The sequence below is a fragment of the Pedobacter suwonensis genome (genome assembly GCF_044762335.1).
Taxonomy (GTDB): domain Bacteria; phylum Bacteroidota; class Bacteroidia; order Sphingobacteriales; family Sphingobacteriaceae; genus Pedobacter.
This window is the reverse complement of the sequence record NZ_JBIWEB010000024.1, coordinates 20,010-37,284: the sequence shown is the minus strand read 5'-3', so window position 1 is coordinate 37,284 and position 17,275 is coordinate 20,010. Positions and strand designations below refer to the sequence as shown.

The 17,275-nt window shown below is 38.4% G+C and carries 17 protein-coding genes; 6 read left to right on the top strand and 11 right to left on the bottom strand.

Annotation, left to right across the window (positions count from 1 at the left end):
- Window positions 1–21 precede the first annotated feature (21 nt).
- From ACIQXP_RS23230 to ACIQXP_RS23200, 7 genes are all read right to left on the bottom strand, one after another.
- A complete protein-coding gene (locus ACIQXP_RS23230; protein ID WP_293745172.1) occupies window positions 22–849 on the bottom strand; it encodes a glycoside hydrolase family 16 protein in 828 nt (275 codons plus the stop codon).
- Window positions 850–1,178: 329 nt separating this feature from the next.
- Window positions 1,179–2,015: a hypothetical protein gene (locus tag ACIQXP_RS23225; protein WP_387508154.1), complete on the bottom strand. Its 837-nt coding sequence runs from the start codon at window positions 2,013–2,015 to the stop codon at window positions 1,179–1,181.
- A gap of 39 nt (window positions 2,016–2,054) precedes the next feature.
- Entirely contained in the window at window positions 2,055–2,966 is a 912-nt protein-coding gene (locus ACIQXP_RS23220; RefSeq protein WP_293745174.1) for an alpha/beta hydrolase, read from the bottom strand.
- Window positions 2,967–2,968: 2 nt separating this feature from the next.
- Window positions 2,969–3,514, bottom strand: coding sequence for a hypothetical protein (locus tag ACIQXP_RS23215; RefSeq protein WP_387508153.1), 546 nt, complete (start codon window positions 3,512–3,514; stop codon window positions 2,969–2,971).
- Between the two features lie 43 nt (window positions 3,515–3,557).
- Window positions 3,558–4,632, bottom strand: a protein-coding gene (gene prfB / locus ACIQXP_RS23210; protein ID WP_293745176.1) for a peptide chain release factor 2 whose coding sequence is annotated in 2 segments (ribosomal slippage) — window positions 3,558–4,571 and window positions 4,573–4,632 — 1,074 coding nt in all. Because the reading frame shifts where the segments join, the coding sequence is not laid out codon by codon here.
- Window positions 4,633–4,757: 125 nt separating this feature from the next.
- On the bottom strand, window positions 4,758–6,062 hold the full coding sequence (locus ACIQXP_RS23205) for an amidohydrolase (RefSeq protein WP_293745177.1): 1,305 nt from the start codon (window positions 6,060–6,062) through the stop codon (window positions 4,758–4,760).
- Between the two features lie 122 nt (window positions 6,063–6,184).
- Window positions 6,185–7,378 (bottom strand): NHL repeat-containing protein, encoded by a 1,194-nt coding sequence (locus ACIQXP_RS23200; protein ID WP_293745178.1) that lies wholly within the window; start codon window positions 7,376–7,378, stop codon window positions 6,185–6,187.
- A gap of 273 nt (window positions 7,379–7,651) precedes the next feature.
- Here ACIQXP_RS23200 and pgi point away from each other — a divergent pair, with 273 nt between their 5' ends.
- From pgi to ACIQXP_RS23175, 5 genes are all read left to right on the top strand, one after another.
- Complete coding sequence (pgi, locus tag ACIQXP_RS23195) at window positions 7,652–9,298, top strand: glucose-6-phosphate isomerase (protein ID WP_293745179.1); 1,647 nt, start codon at window positions 7,652–7,654, stop codon at window positions 9,296–9,298.
- Between the two features lie 184 nt (window positions 9,299–9,482).
- Window positions 9,483–9,845 (top strand): hypothetical protein, encoded by a 363-nt coding sequence (locus ACIQXP_RS23190; protein ID WP_387508151.1) that lies wholly within the window; start codon window positions 9,483–9,485, stop codon window positions 9,843–9,845.
- 47 nt (window positions 9,846–9,892) lie between these two features.
- Window positions 9,893–10,435 (top strand): YceI family protein, encoded by a 543-nt coding sequence (locus ACIQXP_RS23185; RefSeq protein ID WP_387508149.1) that lies wholly within the window; start codon window positions 9,893–9,895, stop codon window positions 10,433–10,435.
- A 5-nt stretch (window positions 10,436–10,440) separates the two neighbouring features.
- Window positions 10,441–11,388, top strand: a complete 948-nt coding sequence (locus ACIQXP_RS23180) for a DUF5777 family beta-barrel protein (RefSeq protein ID WP_293745181.1) — start codon at window positions 10,441–10,443, stop codon at window positions 11,386–11,388.
- A gap of 26 nt (window positions 11,389–11,414) precedes the next feature.
- Window positions 11,415–11,867 carry a QcrA and Rieske domain-containing protein gene (locus ACIQXP_RS23175; RefSeq protein WP_293745182.1) on the top strand — a complete coding sequence of 151 codons (453 nt, stop codon included), beginning with the start codon at window positions 11,415–11,417 and terminating at the stop codon, window positions 11,865–11,867.
- A 154-nt stretch (window positions 11,868–12,021) separates the two neighbouring features.
- Here the strand turns inward: ACIQXP_RS23175 and ACIQXP_RS23170 are convergent, their stop codons facing one another.
- From ACIQXP_RS23170 to ACIQXP_RS23160, 3 genes are read right to left on the bottom strand one after another with little or no spacing between them, the layout of a single operon-like run.
- Window positions 12,022–13,164 carry an ABC transporter permease gene (locus ACIQXP_RS23170; RefSeq protein WP_387508148.1) on the bottom strand — a complete coding sequence of 381 codons (1,143 nt, stop codon included), beginning with the start codon at window positions 13,162–13,164 and terminating at the stop codon, window positions 12,022–12,024.
- Window positions 13,164–14,300, bottom strand: coding sequence for a glycosyltransferase family 2 protein (locus ACIQXP_RS23165; protein ID WP_387508146.1), 1,137 nt, complete (start codon window positions 14,298–14,300; stop codon window positions 13,164–13,166). Before ACIQXP_RS23165 ends, ACIQXP_RS23170 begins: the two co-directional genes overlap by 1 nt.
- Window positions 14,278–15,255: a lysylphosphatidylglycerol synthase domain-containing protein gene (locus ACIQXP_RS23160; RefSeq protein WP_293745185.1), complete on the bottom strand. Its 978-nt coding sequence runs from the start codon at window positions 15,253–15,255 to the stop codon at window positions 14,278–14,280. Before ACIQXP_RS23160 ends, ACIQXP_RS23165 begins: the two co-directional genes overlap by 23 nt.
- Before the next feature lie 40 nt (window positions 15,256–15,295).
- On the opposite strand from ACIQXP_RS23160, the gene ruvC reads away from it, so the two are divergent.
- A complete protein-coding gene (ruvC, locus tag ACIQXP_RS23155; RefSeq protein ID WP_293745186.1) occupies window positions 15,296–15,883 on the top strand; it encodes a crossover junction endodeoxyribonuclease RuvC in 588 nt (195 codons plus the stop codon).
- Between the two features lie 296 nt (window positions 15,884–16,179).
- On the opposite strand, the gene ACIQXP_RS23150 is transcribed toward ruvC, so the two are convergent.
- On the bottom strand, window positions 16,180–17,049 hold the full coding sequence (locus ACIQXP_RS23150) for a DUF4349 domain-containing protein (RefSeq protein ID WP_387508143.1): 870 nt from the start codon (window positions 17,047–17,049) through the stop codon (window positions 16,180–16,182).
- Window positions 17,050–17,275 lie beyond the last annotated feature (226 nt).

Here is a 17,275-nt window from a genome sequence, read left to right as displayed (position 1 = left end):
AATTAGTTGTTGTTTAATTGACTAAAATGCCCGTTCTCTGCCCAGATAAATGTTCCTACCAGTATAAATTGTATTGCCAGATGGACCAGGAGAGCCGCTGTCGCCTTCCATCTGCATATTGATGATTAACCACATCGGTTTATTTACCGAATTGCTCATGGTATGTTTGGCTACCCAAACATTATCGATATAATAATGGCAATCTACATCAGTTGCGCTAACCTTGTTGTACCAGCATTTGTAATTATGGTAAGAACCTGCATTGGAAACTGTTGTAAGTTTATTTTCCCAACCACCATCATAAGTGTTTTGCCAATTGGTGCTGTTGCCTTTAAATTCCATAATATCGCTTTCCGGAGGCCAGGAATTAACACCTGTAATCCAAAAGGCAGGCCAGGTACCTTTACTTGTTGGCACGGCAAAATCTCCTGAGATGGTATAACTTGGGAACTGATCGTTAATGACCACCTGCTGCTTGGCATGGCACGCTCCAGAGTTATACCATATGGCTACATTGGTAAATCCATTAGCTGTACTGTTTCCGGGCGATGAAGCCAAACGGGTAGCCTTAATAGTTAATACACCGCCGCTTAACGAGATCTGATTATGGTTGGAAGAACTACCCACCATCCGCGCTGAACCATTATGATCGGTACCCCATGGATAATTGTAATTCCATTGCGCCTCAAAATTAGCATAACTTGCAAAAGAGTTGCCGTCAATTAATGTTTCCCAGGCCTTAACCTGACCATTTTCAGATTTAATTTTAGTTTGATCTTTTTTACAAGATAAAAGGCCGGTAAACAGGCATACCAATAGCAGCCACCGTTTCATTGTTTCTGTGCTCATTTTTTTAATTAGGTAAATATTTGGTTAATTATTTAATTTTATCCATGCCTAACCTTAAAAAACCTGACATACTAACGCATGTACAGCTAAAAATTCAGCCCATTTGCAATTGACAGGTTTAGTCTTATTAGATCATATACATTTTAATATATTAAAATCACATCGATGTAATCAAATATATACACATCATTTCTAAAAAATAAGGGACTAAATCGTAAAAATAGAGTGGTAAAATGGGATTTACAGATTTTGGTTTGAAGAATCAAAAAACATTTTATTCAAAAAAAGCCTGACCAAAAATCATGATCAGGCTCTTATTCAAGTTAAAGCTATCTGCAGCTGTACGTCAATAGGAATTCTCCGGCATAGCTTTCGGTTTCAGCAGGTCCGCCTGACGGATAAAACGTAGAAGTATTGACGTAGCTTAAAGAGGTGGCATTTCCTTTGGCATCATATTGATAAGTATAGGCCATGGTTTCATTGCTAAAAGGGCTGCCATCCTGATCTACCGTTTTAGAAACGCTTTTAATCAATACATTTTTAGATTGCCTGCCAAAATATCCTCCGGGAAAATAATCAACATGATAAGAAAGAGGGTCGGAGATTTCGTACACGTTCATTGCAATTTCATTCGAGTAACTGTAGGTTGTAGTTTCTTTATAACCTCCATGCGCTGCCAGTGAAACTGCACTTACCAGATTACCATTTGCATAGGTCAGGTTATCAGTTGTGCTTAATTCGTTATTCAAATAATTCTTTACCTGAATTAAATATCCTTCAGCATTGTAGGTATATTTTCGGGAATAGGCATAAGAAATCCCCCCTACTGTAACGATACCTTCAGCACCGCTGGAAATTGCACGGCCATTCTCAAGCACAATTTCTGCTACGCGTCCTGTTTCATCAGTAGCCGTAATTTTATTTGCGGCATAAACGTAGGTATTGGTCTCTGCTCCACTGTTTAGCTTTGAAACACGACCTTGAGCATCATAGTTAAAGGTAATCGTATAGCTTCCCAATAAATCGATATCAGCCTTTAAACTCGCCAGCTGACAGCCATTCCCCTTAGGATTAAGCCTGGCATTCCAATTAATTTCTTTTTTACAGCCTGCCACAGCAATAATAGCAACCAGGGCTACCATTACAAACTTGATTGTTTTTTGCATTAAAATTCCGGTTAAGAGGTTAAAATATCCGCAAAGATATTAAAACTTCTCCTTTTTTAACCAGCTGATCAGCAAGTTAAACCAATCCACGTCAGAAGTTTTATTAATCAAACCAAATCCATGCCCACCATTTTCGTATAAATAAATATCGGTATCAATATCGTGTTGCTTTAATGCCCCATTCATCAGTTTACTGTTTTCGTAAGGAACAGTTTTATCATCTTTAGCATGTACAAAGAAAACAGGGGGTGTTTTTTTATTTATATTTTCATTGGCCGAGAAATAATGTTTTAAACTATCGGCAGGATTTGGACCCAATAAATTCTTCATGGTGCCTGTATGTACCGATTCTTCGAAACTGATTACAGGATAAATTAATGCGGCAAAGTTTGGTCTCAGATTAATCTTTTCAGGATTAGAAATTTTAAGATCTTTATAATGCGCCACTAAAGTTGAGGCAAAATGCCCACCGGCAGAAAAACCCATAATTCCAATCTTATTGGCCTTAATTCCATATTGCTTTGCATTTTTCCTCACCAGATAAATGGCCTGCTGTGCATCCTGCAGCGGACCATAGGTTTTATCAACCATAATTTCATCACTCGGCAAACGGTATTTTAATACGAAAGCGGTTACACCAATGGCATTAAAGCGTTTAGCTACATCCGTTCCTTCATGGCTAAAGGCCAAAGCACCATAACCGCCACCCGGGCAGATAATTACGGCCGTTCCGGTGGCAATATTTTTAGGCGCTTCAAAAACCGTTACTGTAGGTATAGATACTTTTGTAACACTTAACGTACCATTTGAACGTACTTCTGTATTTTCTACATAGGTTGCTGGCGTAGGTTTTGCACCTGGAATATCGCCATCATACAATGGAATTACTTCTTGTGCTTTCAGATCAATCACTAACATGGAGAGGAGTACCAGGGTTAAACGGAATTTCATATCTATTTAATTTCTTTTTTAGTCGACCGAAGATAAAACAATAGCGATTTATAGCTTTCATCGCTCATTAAATAAGTTGGAATAAAAAATGGTGAGGAACTCAATAAATTTGTGATACTAATATATCGATCATAAACTTTAAAATCGGCAACGATTTCCCATTTAACAAACGTCCTGTAATACTCCGTTATACCTTCAACTCCCTCATCTGTGATCAGAATTTTTCTAACGCTAAAATCATTAAAAGCCTGATTTAAACCGCGCTTTACCTGGGTAAAAAAAGTCTGTTTAGCTCTAAAAAATATAATTAAAAACAAAAGGGATAACAACCAACAAATAAATAATATTTCCACATCTATTTCCCTGTCCATTGCCTGAGTTATGGGCGTATTTTTAATCAAATTATTTAAATAACCATAAAATACAAAACCCAAGACAAAAAACGTTAATATAATAATCAAAAGTTTTTTTCCGTGGGCACGCCAGATAAGCTGACTCGCTTCCAGCATGTTTTGTTTAACACTATTGTCTTCAATGATTATATTCATAATAAACTAATTAGCTTATAAATTGCTTTTTTATATTATCAATCTAAAACTCCATTAAATAAGCCTTTAAAAAATCATTGATATCACCGTTTAACACGGCATCAGGGTTAGAGGTCTGGTAATTGGTACGATGGTCTTTCACGCGTCTGTCATCCAGTACATAACTCCTGATCTGCGAGCCCCATTCTATCTTTTTCTTCGATCCTTCCACTGCAGCAATGGCTTCGTTGCGTTTTCTTTCTTCTATTTCGAATAACTGAGATTTAAGCAAACGAATGGCATTTTCTTTATTCTGCAACTGCGAACGCGATTCCTGGTTTTTAATAATAATGCCTGATGGTTTGTGGTATAACCGCACAGCGGTTTCAACCTTGTTTACATTTTGTCCGCCAGCACCGCCAGCCCTGAACGTTTCAAATTCAATATCGGCTGGGTTAATATCAATCTGAATGGTATCATCAACCAAAGGATAAACATATACGGAGGCAAAAGAAGTATGCCGGCGGGCATTTGAATCAAATGGTGATATCCTAACCAAACGGTGAACGCCATTTTCACCTTTAAGGTAGCCGTAAGAAAAATCGCCATCAAACTGGAGTGTTACCGATTTAATGCCCGCAACCTCCCCTTCCTGGCTATCCTGTTCTGTAATTTTATACCCGTTTTTTTCACCCCACATCAAATACATGCGCATCAGCATGTATGCCCAGTCGCAACTCTCCGTACCACCGGCACCGGCGGTAATCTGCATGACGGCCGAAAGCTGGTCTTCTTTACTGCGCAGCATATTTTTAAGCTCAAGATCTTCTACAGCTTGTTTACCGATTTCGTACTGCTCTTTCATTTCAGCTTCCGAAGCATCTCCGGACTGAAAAAAATCGAACATCACAGCTGCATCCTCAACCGCATTATAGGTTTGGTTAAAACCATCAGTCCACTTTTTCTTTGAACTAATTTCGGCCAGAATTTTTTCTGCTTTTTTCGGATCGTCCCAGAAATCGGGCGCCATGGTTAATTTTTCTTCTTCGCGAATGGCGTAAAGTAGCTCATCAACGTCAAAGGTACCTCCTCAGAGACGTTACCCTGTCTCTTAAATCCTGAATCTGTTCTTTCGTCATGAAACAAATATAGGAAATCGCTTTGAGCATAGCGCATAGCGATTTCAATTAAAACTATCGGCCGACAGCTAACGGACTAGTTGATTTTCCCTGATCAATCATGCATGTAACAAATGAACTATCGCCTATCTCTTCATGGTCATATAATCCAGCGTAAGATTGGAAAGTAATTTGACGCCTAATACGAAACCACTTTCATCAAGGTAAAAATCAGGAGTATGGTGCGAGGGTGCCTTTAAAGGATCTTTACCTTTCGGCATACCACCTAAGAAAACAAATAGGCCTGGTACCTTTTCCTGAAAGAAAGAGAAATCTTCTGCGCCGGTAACTGGCGGTTTTAACTTTACATGTTCTTTCCCTGCCGTTAACTGCATACTGGGTAGCATTTTTTCGGTAAGCGCAATATTATTGAAAGTAACCGGGTAATGGTTGCTGTATGGAATTTTCACTACCGCGGTTGCGCCCCCTGCCTCTGCAGTTTTGGTAGCGATGGTTTTGATCCGTTCAATAAACATGGCTTCATCTTCTTTGCTGAAATTGCGAACAGTACCCAGCATTTCTACTTTTTCAGGTATAATATTCGACCGAACACCACCGTTAATGGCACCAATGGTAACCACACCCGGATTCTCGGTAACATTTAAATTGCGGCTAACAATGGTTTGCAGGTTATTGATAATCTGAGCCGAAACCACCACGGGATCAATACTGCTCCATGGGTATGCGCCATGTGCCTGTCTGCCGGTAACCGTAATTTTCATATCGTTTACGGCAGCCATGGTACCACCAGGACGGTACGTTACATCGCCAACCTCAGTTTGTGAATTGATATGCAGACCGAAAATGACATCCACTTTAGGATTTTCGAGTACGCCTTCTTTGATCATTAAAGCTGCTCCGCCTTCCTCTCCCTCGGGCACTCCTTCTTCCGCAGGCTGAAAAATAAATTTAACCGTGCCTGGTATATCTTTTTGTATGGCGGCCAACACTTCTGCTACGCCCATTAAAATAGCCACATGACTATCGTGTCCACAGGCGTGCATTACCCCAACTTCCTGACCGTTATATTGTCTTTTCACTTTAGAGGCAAAAGGGACATCAACCCGCTCTGTAACGGGCAAACCATCCATATCCGCACGTAATGCCACAACAGGTCCGGGCTTCCCTCCTTTTAATATACCAACCACTCCTGTTTTTGCCACGCCCGTTTTCACTTGTATACCTAACGATTCTAAATGTTTTGCAATAATACCAGCTGTTCTTACTTCAGTATTCCCCAGTTCAGGATGTTCGTGAAAATCACGTCTCCAGGTAATTACCTTTTGTTCTATGGCATCTGCTTTATTCGAGACTAATGGCTTTAAATCTGATTTTTGAGCGAAAGTATTTAATGCCAGGAATGAAAAACCGATCAGGTATATCTTCTTCATAAAATGGTAATTTGGTTTAGGTGTTCTAAGCTAAACAATTTTATGGAGAGATAGAATTGCGTAAATGACAAAAGCCATTCTGATGTAGAATGGCTTTTTAATAAATTTAGAAATCTAAGATGTTAACCCTTTTTAAATACAATTATCCTTCTGCCATAAACATCGCAGGCAAGAACATCTCCATTTGGCGCAACGGTTACATCTACTAAATTCAAAAATGAACCAGCACCTATTTTTTCTTGAATATCTCCATTCTCATCGGTTTTGATAATAACACTTTCGCCAGAATTGGCGATATAAATATTATCGCCAAAAGCACGTATGCCAAAGAGGTAACCCTTTACAGCAAAAACTTTTAAGAATTTACCACTCTTGTCAAAAACTTCTATACGATTATTCCTTGTATCTGAAACATAAATTTTGCTTTTGAAATAGCAGATACCAAACGGGGCATCAAAGTCTCCTTCTGCTTTTCCCTGCTTACCAAATTTCAGCAATAAATTCCCATTCTGATCATATTTTTTAATCCGATGATTCACACCATCAACAATCCAAATATTTTGTTCATCATCAATGGTTAAACATTCGATATTCCCAAAGTTACTATCTCCTGTTCCGTAAGTACCCCATTCTCTGATTAATTGCTTATTTGAGTTAAATATCTGGACATAACTACTGCTCTGTGTTCGGGTAGCAACATAGTTTCCATTATCAAAAAATGCTATGGCTCTGGCCGCAGATCCAGTATAAAACTGCTCTATGAAACTGCCGGTAGCACTAAATTTAAGAACCCTATTCAGTTCTTCATCACTTACATAAACATTTCCGGTCTTATCAACCTCAATGTGCATATTAAATTTAAATTGTGAAGCACCATATCCTTCAGAGCCAAAAGTAAGCGCTTTATAATAGTTATACGCAGAAGTATAACCAAAATCTGCATCACTAAATCTACTAAACGATTTTATACCATTATAGGTTCTTACCTTATAAAAATTCTTGGTTAAGGATTTGCTAATAGTCAAATCATCAAAAGTTGTATCAGCTAACTCTTTAAGTAAAATATATTTCTGAGAGGTAACATCAAACTTAAATAATTGATATTTTTGAGCCAAGGGCATTGGTGTCCATGATACCGTAATACGCGAGCCATAAACACCTTTTGTTGCTTTTAAATTTATCGGGCGATCAACATCAAGGGTATCAATAATTCGTAAAGTATCTATTTTAGTTATCCCTTCTTTTTCGCATGAGGAGAAAAAGAAACAAGAAAAAAACAGCCAGCAGGCGGCCAAAAGAGAGAGCGATCTAAACATACTTTTATATTTTTTTTACAAAGGTACTTATTTCAAAGCACGTAAAAGTTGGTATCTGATTTTTTTTAAAAAACTATTCGACAAACCTCGAAGGATTTTCGTACCGAATCTCCCAGTTACATCATCCACATTAGTTGACATATACATTGCGAAATTGATGAACCGCCAGCATTTTTTTTAGTTTATCATAAATTAAAAAATTCTTAATGATTTAACACATTAAAAAGATCATTTTAAATTTTTGCTTTATTACTTTTACAAAAAACAAAGATTATGTTACCTAAAATAAATTTTACAGAAACTGAGGCCTACAAGTATTTAGCCGACCATTTTATAGATATTAATCAAAAGAACATTAAAGATCTTTTTGCTGAAGATGCAGATCGTTTCAATAAGTTCTCTGTTTTTTTTGAAGATATCCTGCTTGATTATAGCAAAAACCGCATCAGCGACGAAACATTAGCGTTATTGATTCAATTGGCGCGTGAGTGTAAATTAGATGAGGCCATAAAGTCGATGTACAACGGAGACAAGATCAATGAAACCGAAGACCGCTCAGTACTTCATATCGCTTTACGCAATTTGAGCAATACCCCGATTTTAGTTGACGGAAAGGATGTGATGCCAGAAGTAAATGCTGTACTGGCTAAAATGGAGAAGTTTAGCAACAGTATCATCAGCGGTGAATGGAAAGGTTATACCGGTAAAGCCATTACTGATGTGGTAAATATAGGTATTGGCGGATCAGACTTAGGTCCAGTAATGGTTACCGAAGCTTTAAAACACTATAAAAACCATTTAAATATTCACTTCGTTTCGAATATCGATGGTACGCACATTGCTGAAACTTTAGCCAACGTGAATGCTGAAACCACTTTATTCCTGGTAGCATCAAAAACTTTTACCACACAGGAAACCATGACGAACGCGCACTCTGCCCGTACCTGGTTTTTAGAAAATGGTGGTAAAGAAAACGATATTGCCAAACACTTCGCCGCATTATCTACCAATGCTAAAGACGTTTCTGCTTTCGGTATCGATACCGAAAACATGTTCGAATTTTGGGACTGGGTGGGCGGTCGATACTCATTATGGAGCGCTATCGGCTTGTCTATCTCGTTAAGTATAGGTTTCGACAATTTTAAGCAACTACTAGCGGGTGCCCATGCTATTGATAACCACTTCAAAACTACAGAGTTTGAAAGTAATCTTCCTGTAATATTAGGTTTACTAGGCGTTTGGTACATTAATTTCTATAATGCAGAAACGCAGGTGATCTTGCCTTACGACCAATACATGCACCGTTTTGCGGCATATTTTCAACAAGGTGATATGGAAAGTAATGGTAAACATGTGGATAGAAACGGTAATGAGGTTGATTATGAAACCGGACCGATTATCTGGGGCGAGCCAGGGACAAATGGCCAACATGCTTTTTATCAATTAATTCACCAAGGCACCCGGATTATTCCCGCTGACTTTATTGCACCGGCACAAAGTTTAAATCCACTGGGCGATCATCACCCTATCTTATTATCGAATTTCTTTGCACAAACTGAAGCGCTAATGAACGGCAAGACCGCAGAAGAAGTAACTGCCGAGTTAAAGAAAGAAGGTAAATCTGATGCAGAAATTGAAAAAATCGCACCATTTAAGGTTTTCGAAGGAAACCGTCCGACAAACTCCATATTATTAAAGAAAATAACTCCTTATACATTAGGGAGTTTAGTAGCCATTTACGAACATAAAATATTTGTTCAGGGTATTATATGGAATATTTTTAGTTTCGATCAATGGGGAGTGGAACTGGGTAAACAACTGGCCAAAAAGATTCTTCCTGAACTGGTGGGCAACGAAGAAGTTTCGAGTCACGATAGTTCTACTAATGGCTTAATTAACCAGTATAAGGCCTGGAGATAAGCTTTTAATTAAATATTTGTCCTGAAAGCCGTTCTGATGTAAAGTCAGAACGGCTTTTTTTATTTTTTTATTACGGGCAACCATTCTGGATAAAGCCACGTAACGGTTAATATTTCAATTGTACCAAAATCAAACATCAGGATAGAAAAATGAATCCATCACTAGTTTTAATAATCGATTAACTATGAAAAAACAAAATGTAATCTTTTCGTTAGCCGCAATCACGGCCCTTCTTTTTGCCTGTTCTAAAAAACAATCGGAAGAATTAAAACCAGCAACACCAACGGATCCGACCCCGGTAACGACAGCCAATGTAACCTATAGTAATTTTGCAGGCGCACTTTTTCAAACCAAATGTAGTAGCTGCCATGGTTCAAACGGGGCAATTGCATCAGTTTGGTTATTCAACGGCATAGCCTCGATAAAAAATGATGCGCGCGTAGCGAATGCTGTTCTGGTTACCAAAACAATGCCAAAAGGTGGATCAATAACTGCCAGTGAAAGAGCATTATTACAAGCCTGGGTTGATAAGGGTATGCCAGAATAATTCACCGAAATAACTCCGGTTTTTATTAGCAATTAAACATATTACAAATGCAAAAATTATTTTTCACATTAATAGCCCTGGTATTATGCACAGGTACAAAGGCGCAGATTCTGGTAAGTAAAAGCGTTAATTCTTCGTTTTTTTCTTCAACACCTGTAGAAGATATTGATGCCCAAAGCAAAACAGGCGCTTCGGCCCTTAATACCCAAACCAACGATATCATTTTTAAAATTAACAATACTTCTTTTCAGTTCAAGAAAAAACTGATGCAGGAGCATTTTAACGAAAATTATATAGAAAGTGATAAGTATCCGACTTCTGATTTCAAAGGAAAAATTGTAGAACAGATCGATTTTTCAAAACCTGGCACTTATCCGGTAACGGTTAAGGGTAACCTGCAGCTCCACGGTGTAACCAAGGCATATACCACAAAAGGATTAATCGTGATTACCACCGACGAGGTTAAAGCTACTTCTGCATTTAATGTAAAACTGGCCGATCATGATATCAAAATCCCAACGATCGTTTTTAAACAGATTGCAGAAACCATCCAGGTAAAAGTAACTGCCATTTATCAACCCAAAAAATAAAATTTATGAAATTTCGTCTAAAATCTCTTTTATATCTATCCGTTATTCTTCTGCCTGCTTTGGCTTCTGCACAAGATTCGCTTGAGAAAGCATTGGAGCTACCTACCGAAAAAAGTAATGTAAAGGCAACTTTTAAAGCGCCCAAACTCATCAACATACAAACCAATGAAACCATTTATAAAAATGAGCTTGATTTTAGGGTAGATCACCGTTTTGGCGATATTGCGGGTAGTGCAGGTGGTACCAAAAACTTTTTCGGATTGGATCAATCAACAGATATCCGCATTGGTTTTGAATACGGGATCAGCGACAGGCTTTCCGTAGGTTTAGCAAGGGCAAAAGGAGCTGGTGTAGTTACGCAGCTTTACGAAGGAAACTTAAAATACCGCTTGCTGGAGCAAACCGCTGATGATAAAATACCGGTGGCGGTAACTTTATTCGGTAGCACCACCGTTTCAGCAGCAAAAGCTTCAACAGATCCTACGGCTGCAAATGCATTTGACGGATTTAAAGACCGCTTGACTTATGTGGTGCAGGCGGTAATTGCACGCAAGTTTAACTCAAACTTTTCAATGCTGGTGATGCCATCGTATATACACCGCAATTTTACCGTTTTTGGCGACCAGAACGATATGCTTGCCCTATCCGTTGGCGGACGTATCAAAATTACCAAACGTATGGCTTTTGTGGCAGATTACACCATTCCATTCAGGGATAAAAATAAAGAGGCATATCTCGAAAGCACATTGGGGACCAAATACTACAAAACGCTTGGTGCCGGATTGGAATTCGAAACCGGTGGACATATATTTCACCTTAATTTCACCAATGCAACCGCCATTCAGGAATCGCAGTTTATTACCGACACCAATACTTCGTGGCTGAAAGGGCAATACCGCTGGGGCTTCAGTATAGCGCGAAGATTTTCATTTGATAAGAAAAAATCAAAATAGAACAAATTAAACAAAACTAAACAATTATGGAACGTAACGAATTTATTAAATCATTGGGACTAGGTGTTGCCATGGTTTGTACCGGAGCTTGCTTTTCTGCTTGCGGAAAAAAAAGTGACGCACCAGAACCCAACCAGTCAAATGGTGGGGGTGTTCCTTCAGGTACTACAGCAAGTGTTGACCTGAGCACGCAATTATTAACTGTTGGTGCATCTGTCACGGTAAACAGCATATTATTTATCCGTACTGCAACAGGAAATACCAGTACTTCATTTGTGGCTACACAAGCAGTTTGTCCGCACCAGGGAGGAGCATTAACATTTATTCAGGACAGTAATTATATTCAATGTGGTTTACACAGTTCGAGGTATACCACGTCAGGCAGCGTTTTAGCCCAACCGATTGGCGGTGGAACCACCAGCGCTTTAAAAGTTTATCCGCTTACTGTTTCAGGAAATAAGCTGACCGCAACAGCTTAATTTTGGTTTTAAGGGAAAAGGTTTGTATCATAAATTGTAACTACTTTAATTTGTCACGTTGAGCCTGTCGAAACGCCTTATAAAATAGGTGCTTCGACAAGCTCAGGGATGACAATTCTATATTTATGAGCAACTCTCTTTTTATTGAAGAACCTTAGACCGTTACATTTTGTCCTTTAACATCAAAGGCATCACGTAAACCTATTGCAAGTACATTAAAGGCATAAACCGTCAACATAATGGCTAAACCTGGTAAAATGGCGAGGTACGCAGCATCCATAATAATATAGCCATAATGTTCTTTGATCATGCTTCCCCAGCTTGGCATAGGTGGCTGTGCACCAAAGCCTAAAAAGCTTAATCCGGTTTCGAGCAATATGGCCGATGCAAAATTAGAAGAGGCCACAACCAGTATAGGTCCGGCAATATTAGGCAATATATGTTTGATAATGGTTCTGGCTGTGCTAAAACCCAGGGCCCTTGCCGCTTCTACAAATTCTACTTCTTTTAAAGCCATTACCTGCCCACGCACCAGTCTGGCCACATCTACCCAGGTTGATAAACCTACAGCGATAAATATCTGCCAGAATCCTTTCCCTAAAGCAAATGATATGGCAATAACGAGCAGAAGTGATGGCAGCGACCAAACCACATTCATAAACCAGCTGATGGAGGCATCTACCCGGCCTCCAAAATACCCTGCAATGGCACCTAAACTTACCCCAATAAAAAGTGAAATCAGCACCGCCATCAAACCAACGGATAACGACACACGGATGCCCAAAATCAATCGGCTTAACAAATCGCGTCCATAAATATCAGTTCCTAAAATATAGGTGCGAGTGTAGATGTTATTTTTTTCGAAAACTGCTTCTGGCGATCCTATTTTTGAAGGCAGAACACAACTTGGACATAAATCTTTAAGCTTGTATATCGTTTCCTTTGCTTTTTCATCATTTCCAATGTACTCCTGCACATAAACCGCGTCACCATCTATCTTATATGACGTGATCGGAATACCTTTAAAAGCAGGTGCCTGCCCATAGAACATCCGCTCCAAAAGGTTAACCTTTTCTACTTTTGGATTTCGACTGGTAATTAAGAATGTAAAGGTACTGCCTGGCTTCTTTTTGTTTAACTGGAGTGTTTGCACATTCGCATTTGGAGAATCATCGGGCATAATCAGATAGCCCAAAATGCCCATCAGCATCAGGATTAAGATAAAGATCAGCCCGCCAAAGGCCAGCTTATTCCGCTTAAACTTTAACCAAACTTTTTTTGATGGGCTATTATCCATTACCTAACCATTCTGCCTTTCCAATTGTATTTTCCACTATTTCCGGCAATGCCGATATACACCATGTAAATTACATGGAGCACATTTAAAACAGGTATTAAAATGAGTAAACTGCGCCGCTTTGCAAAGCCCGTTACATTCCATAAAAATAGGGTTTCTAAAACCATTTTAACCAATAATTGATAAAATGTAATAACCAAAAAGCCAGGAATAAAAAGTCCGGTTATAAAATTTGCAAGAATAGAAAGATTAAAGATCCAAATCAGCACGCCCAAAACGATAATCGCCTTGTTTTTATAACGGGTACTTTTAGAGGCCCAGCGTTTACGTTGCTGGATAAATGCTCCCAGGTTTTCTTTTGCATGGGTATACACAATGGCCTCTCTGTTTTTAAGGAAACCGATTTGATCTGGATATTTGGCAGCAATTTTATGCAGCAGTAATTCATCATCGCCTGATGCCAGATCATCTATCCCCTGAAAGCCCCCGACTTCATAAAAAGTTGTTTTTTCATAGGCCAGATTTGCACCGTTACAAGTCGAAGGCTGTTTATTTCCAATGGTAGAAGCGCCTAATCCTATAAGATAAAGAAATTCTAAAGACTGTAACCGCTCAAAAAAACTTTTCTCCTGAAAATAAGCAACGGGAGAAGAAATCATTTTATAGTTTTTCTCTTCATACAACTTTACAATCGTGGTCAACCAATTGGGCCCCATCCGGCAATCTGCGTCAGTAGTAATAATCAAGTCTCCAGTGCAGGTACCAATAGCGGTTTGGATGGCTTTTTTCTTGTAAGAATTTAATGCCCGATCCTCATTCAACATAATTAGTTTTACATTACGATCGGCATAACTTAGCACAATTTCTGCGGTCCTGTCAGTAGAATGGTCATCAATAATAATAATCTCTGTTAAAGCTTTTGGGTATTCCTGAGCAATCAGATCATCAATCGTTTTGTTGATATTCTCCTCTTCATCTCTTGCAGCAACAATAATAGAAACCTTGGTTCGAGGATCAGATTTTTGTGGGCTAAAATAGGTGAGGTTATGCCACCCCCTGATGAAATTGAACACCAAAAAACCATAAATTAAGGTTAGGGCAGCAGAAAATAAACTAGTTAGATTTAAGATTTCCAAAAAAATTGAGTTTAAAAACGAAATAAGTGCCTAAGATAGCAGGAATTATAATATTAATAAGCCAAATGCTGGCGGTACATGCAATAACGGCCACGTGCTGATCGGTTACATGTTTAAAAAGCTCAACCGCCGTAACACTTCTGATGCCTACGTCAAAAAGATCAAGCGAAGGTAATGCCGACTGTACCAAAAATAGCAAACAGGTCATCATTACAATATCAGCATATTGCAGTCCAGGCACCAGCCAAACAAAAAGAATAAAGTACTGCGAACTGAATATCAGGTAACGGGCAAAACAATAAGTTATAATTTTAAAGAGTTCTTTTTTTCTGTACCGGGCTAAAATGCTATAAAATTTTTTGTATTTCCGGGTGAATTTGAAAGACAATAAAATCCCGTTCAACCAACGGATATTAAAGTAAAAGACCAGAAAAAACAGACAAAAAATTAAAGCAAAGAAAACCAGAACGATAAACAGTACCCGATCAATCGGTATAAATCGATATACGAAAAAGCAGGTTGAAATAGCCCCAAAAACATTGGTTAACACCAATTGACCGATGCTCCCTACGCTCATGGCCACTATTCCAACAATTCTTCTCCGGGGAGAAAGAAAAAATACGCGACCACCATATTCGCCTAGCCTATTTGGCGTAAAAATAGCCAATGTTAACCCACAAAAAACAGATTCGACGGCCCTGTAAAAACTAATGGGCTCAATATGGCTCATCAGGTATTTCCATTTGCCAGCTTCTAGAAACCAGTTTACAAACATCATCAGTACCACTATTCCGATTACCGTGATCATTTCTGCCTGGGGGATTCCCTCTAATAAGGTACTAAAATCGTGAAGATTTTTATTTGCAACCAGTTTATGGTAAATAAACCAAAAGGCAAATATTACAATTGCAACTTTGATAAGAAGTGATAGTATTTTTTTTTGCCTGCCAGTCAAGATTCTGTTTTTATTTGCAAATATGCTTAATATTGCCGTAATGTTGAACGAAAAAAAGGAACGGGTAATTATGGGCATCGATCCGGGCACTGCGGTGATGGGTTATGGCGTAATTCTGGAGAAGGGTAATAAAACGGAACTTATCAGTTTGGGCGTAGTTAAAATGACTCATTTAGACGATCCTTTTCTCAAGCTTCAGCGAATATTTGAAAAAACGGTAGTATTGATGGAGCAATATAAACCTGATGTATTGGCCATAGAAGCGCCATTTTATGGTAAAAATATCCAGGTGCTGTTAAAACTTGGCCGTGCTCAGGGCATTGCCATTGCAGCCGCGTTATCCCGAAATGTACCTGTAACCGAATATTCTCCACGCAAAATCAAACAATCCATTACAGGCAGCGGAAACGCCACCAAAGAACAGGTAGCGGCCATGCTGCAACGTTTACTCAACTTTAAGGAAACACCTGAGTTTTTAGATGCTACCGATGGCTTAGCTGTTGCGGTTTGCCATTCCTTTCAAAAAATTACCGCAGGGGGTAAATCTAAAACCTATTCGGGCTGGGAATCTTTTGTAAGCGATAATAAAACCAAGGTTAAAGGTATAACGGTTAAGACAAAGAAATAATATTAAAATGAATTCGATGATGCTATATCATAAATATAAAATTGTCATCCTGAGCTTGTCGAAGGACCTGTTTTAAATGTTTTACAAGGGGTTTCGACAGGCTCAACGTGACAAATTCGATTGAATTAAAATTTATTATAGCTTCATTAAAACAATATAGTTCATCGTTATCAACGATTCAATGGTTATTGGCTCAACGATCATCAGAGTGAAACAATCTGTCTTGATAGAAAATATAAAATGGTTCGTGCGGACACGAACCATAAGGATAGATTCTTATTGCCTGGCCTGATCGATCATGTTTTTAGTCGCTTGATCATTGCCAGTTTATTCTTCCGGATAAAATACTTTATGATGAAGAAGATTGCAAAACCAACCAATATCAACATCCACAAATTGGAAATAGCAATAATGATTTCTTTAAAAATCGCCCAGCCATTTACAATTCCTAACCAAAGCCTGTTTATAAATGCCGGACGGTAATCATACAGATTATCATTGGCAACAATCATGGTTTTTACCGTATTATCCTGATAAAAATTAAGGGTAATGGTACTGAATTTAACCCGGTTATCAATCTGCATATTATCGATTCTTTTATCCACATAATCATCTTTGATGTAAAGCGATGATTCTACGTTGGCACTTTTCTTAGATGCCACTTTATTGATTTTTTCAATCGCATCAACTCTATTCTGAGCCTTTAGTTTATTGGCTAAATAAGCAATGCTTTGATCGTCCAGCTTCATCGATTGGTGATCGACAAAGACCGCTATTTTTGCAATGGTATTGGTAAATTCATCTAGTTTTTCAGATGGAATCTTCGCCACCAGATAACCTTCAGTGCGATAGGCTGTTATTTCTTTTAAAGAATCTGTAGATTGTTTTACTTTATCCGTTTCCTGGATAGTGCTTTCGATAGAAAACTCCGCAACAGTTCCTCCTTCCGATTTAATCGTTTTGCTTAGCTGCTCTTTGGTATTTTGGACATTCTTAACCCTAAACCGCATATCAGCAGTTTTAATGATTTTTTCAGCAACAGTACTATCTGTAGGCACTCTTAATTCATTTGCAACGATGACGTCGGAGCTGGCATACTTTTCATTCGATTTTTGGCAGCCAAAAATTGTTAAAACTATGGCTATAGCAATAATATTCCTTTTCATGATTGAGTGTTTCTAAATAAATAATCATTTTAAATATTTGCTTCAAATGGCCATGAGAAGTTTTGCGTTTTGGGTTATTTTGTAACCCTCTTTTTCATTTAATACTACAAAGCGTTTTAGGTAACCCAAAAAACAAAATGTTTATATAACGATGTGATATAACCTGCATTTCCATAAATTAAAAAATGAAAATGATAATTACCTTATAATCAGAACGCTACAAAAA

Coding starts and splice junctions, on each gene's coding strand:
- ACIQXP_RS23200 (WP_293745178.1), bottom strand. CDS start 7,378: ATGTTTAGATCGCTCTCTCTTTTGGCCGCCTGCTGGCTGTTTTTTTCT.
- ACIQXP_RS23185 (WP_387508149.1), top strand. CDS start 9,893: ATGCAAAAATTATTTTTCACATTAATAGCCCTGGTATTATGCACAGGT.
- ACIQXP_RS23215 (WP_387508153.1), bottom strand. CDS start 3,514: ATGAATATAATCATTGAAGACAATAGTGTTAAACAAAACATGCTGGAA.
- ACIQXP_RS23180 (WP_293745181.1), top strand. CDS start 10,441: ATGAAATTTCGTCTAAAATCTCTTTTATATCTATCCGTTATTCTTCTG.
- ACIQXP_RS23230 (WP_293745172.1), bottom strand. CDS start 849: ATGAGCACAGAAACAATGAAACGGTGGCTGCTATTGGTATGCCTGTTT.
- ACIQXP_RS23225 (WP_387508154.1), bottom strand. CDS start 2,015: ATGCAAAAAACAATCAAGTTTGTAATGGTAGCCCTGGTTGCTATTATT.
- ACIQXP_RS23170 (WP_387508148.1), bottom strand. CDS start 13,164: ATGGATAATAGCCCATCAAAAAAAGTTTGGTTAAAGTTTAAGCGGAAT.
- ACIQXP_RS23175 (WP_293745182.1), top strand. CDS start 11,415: ATGGAACGTAACGAATTTATTAAATCATTGGGACTAGGTGTTGCCATG.
- pgi (WP_293745179.1), top strand. CDS start 7,652: ATGTTACCTAAAATAAATTTTACAGAAACTGAGGCCTACAAGTATTTA.
- ACIQXP_RS23205 (WP_293745177.1), bottom strand. CDS start 6,062: ATGAAGAAGATATACCTGATCGGTTTTTCATTCCTGGCATTAAATACT.
- ACIQXP_RS23150 (WP_387508143.1), bottom strand. CDS start 17,049: ATGAAAAGGAATATTATTGCTATAGCCATAGTTTTAACAATTTTTGGC.
- ruvC (WP_293745186.1), top strand. CDS start 15,296: ATGTTGAACGAAAAAAAGGAACGGGTAATTATGGGCATCGATCCGGGC.
- ACIQXP_RS23190 (WP_387508151.1), top strand. CDS start 9,483: ATGAAAAAACAAAATGTAATCTTTTCGTTAGCCGCAATCACGGCCCTT.
- ACIQXP_RS23220 (WP_293745174.1), bottom strand. CDS start 2,966: ATGAAATTCCGTTTAACCCTGGTACTCCTCTCCATGTTAGTGATTGAT.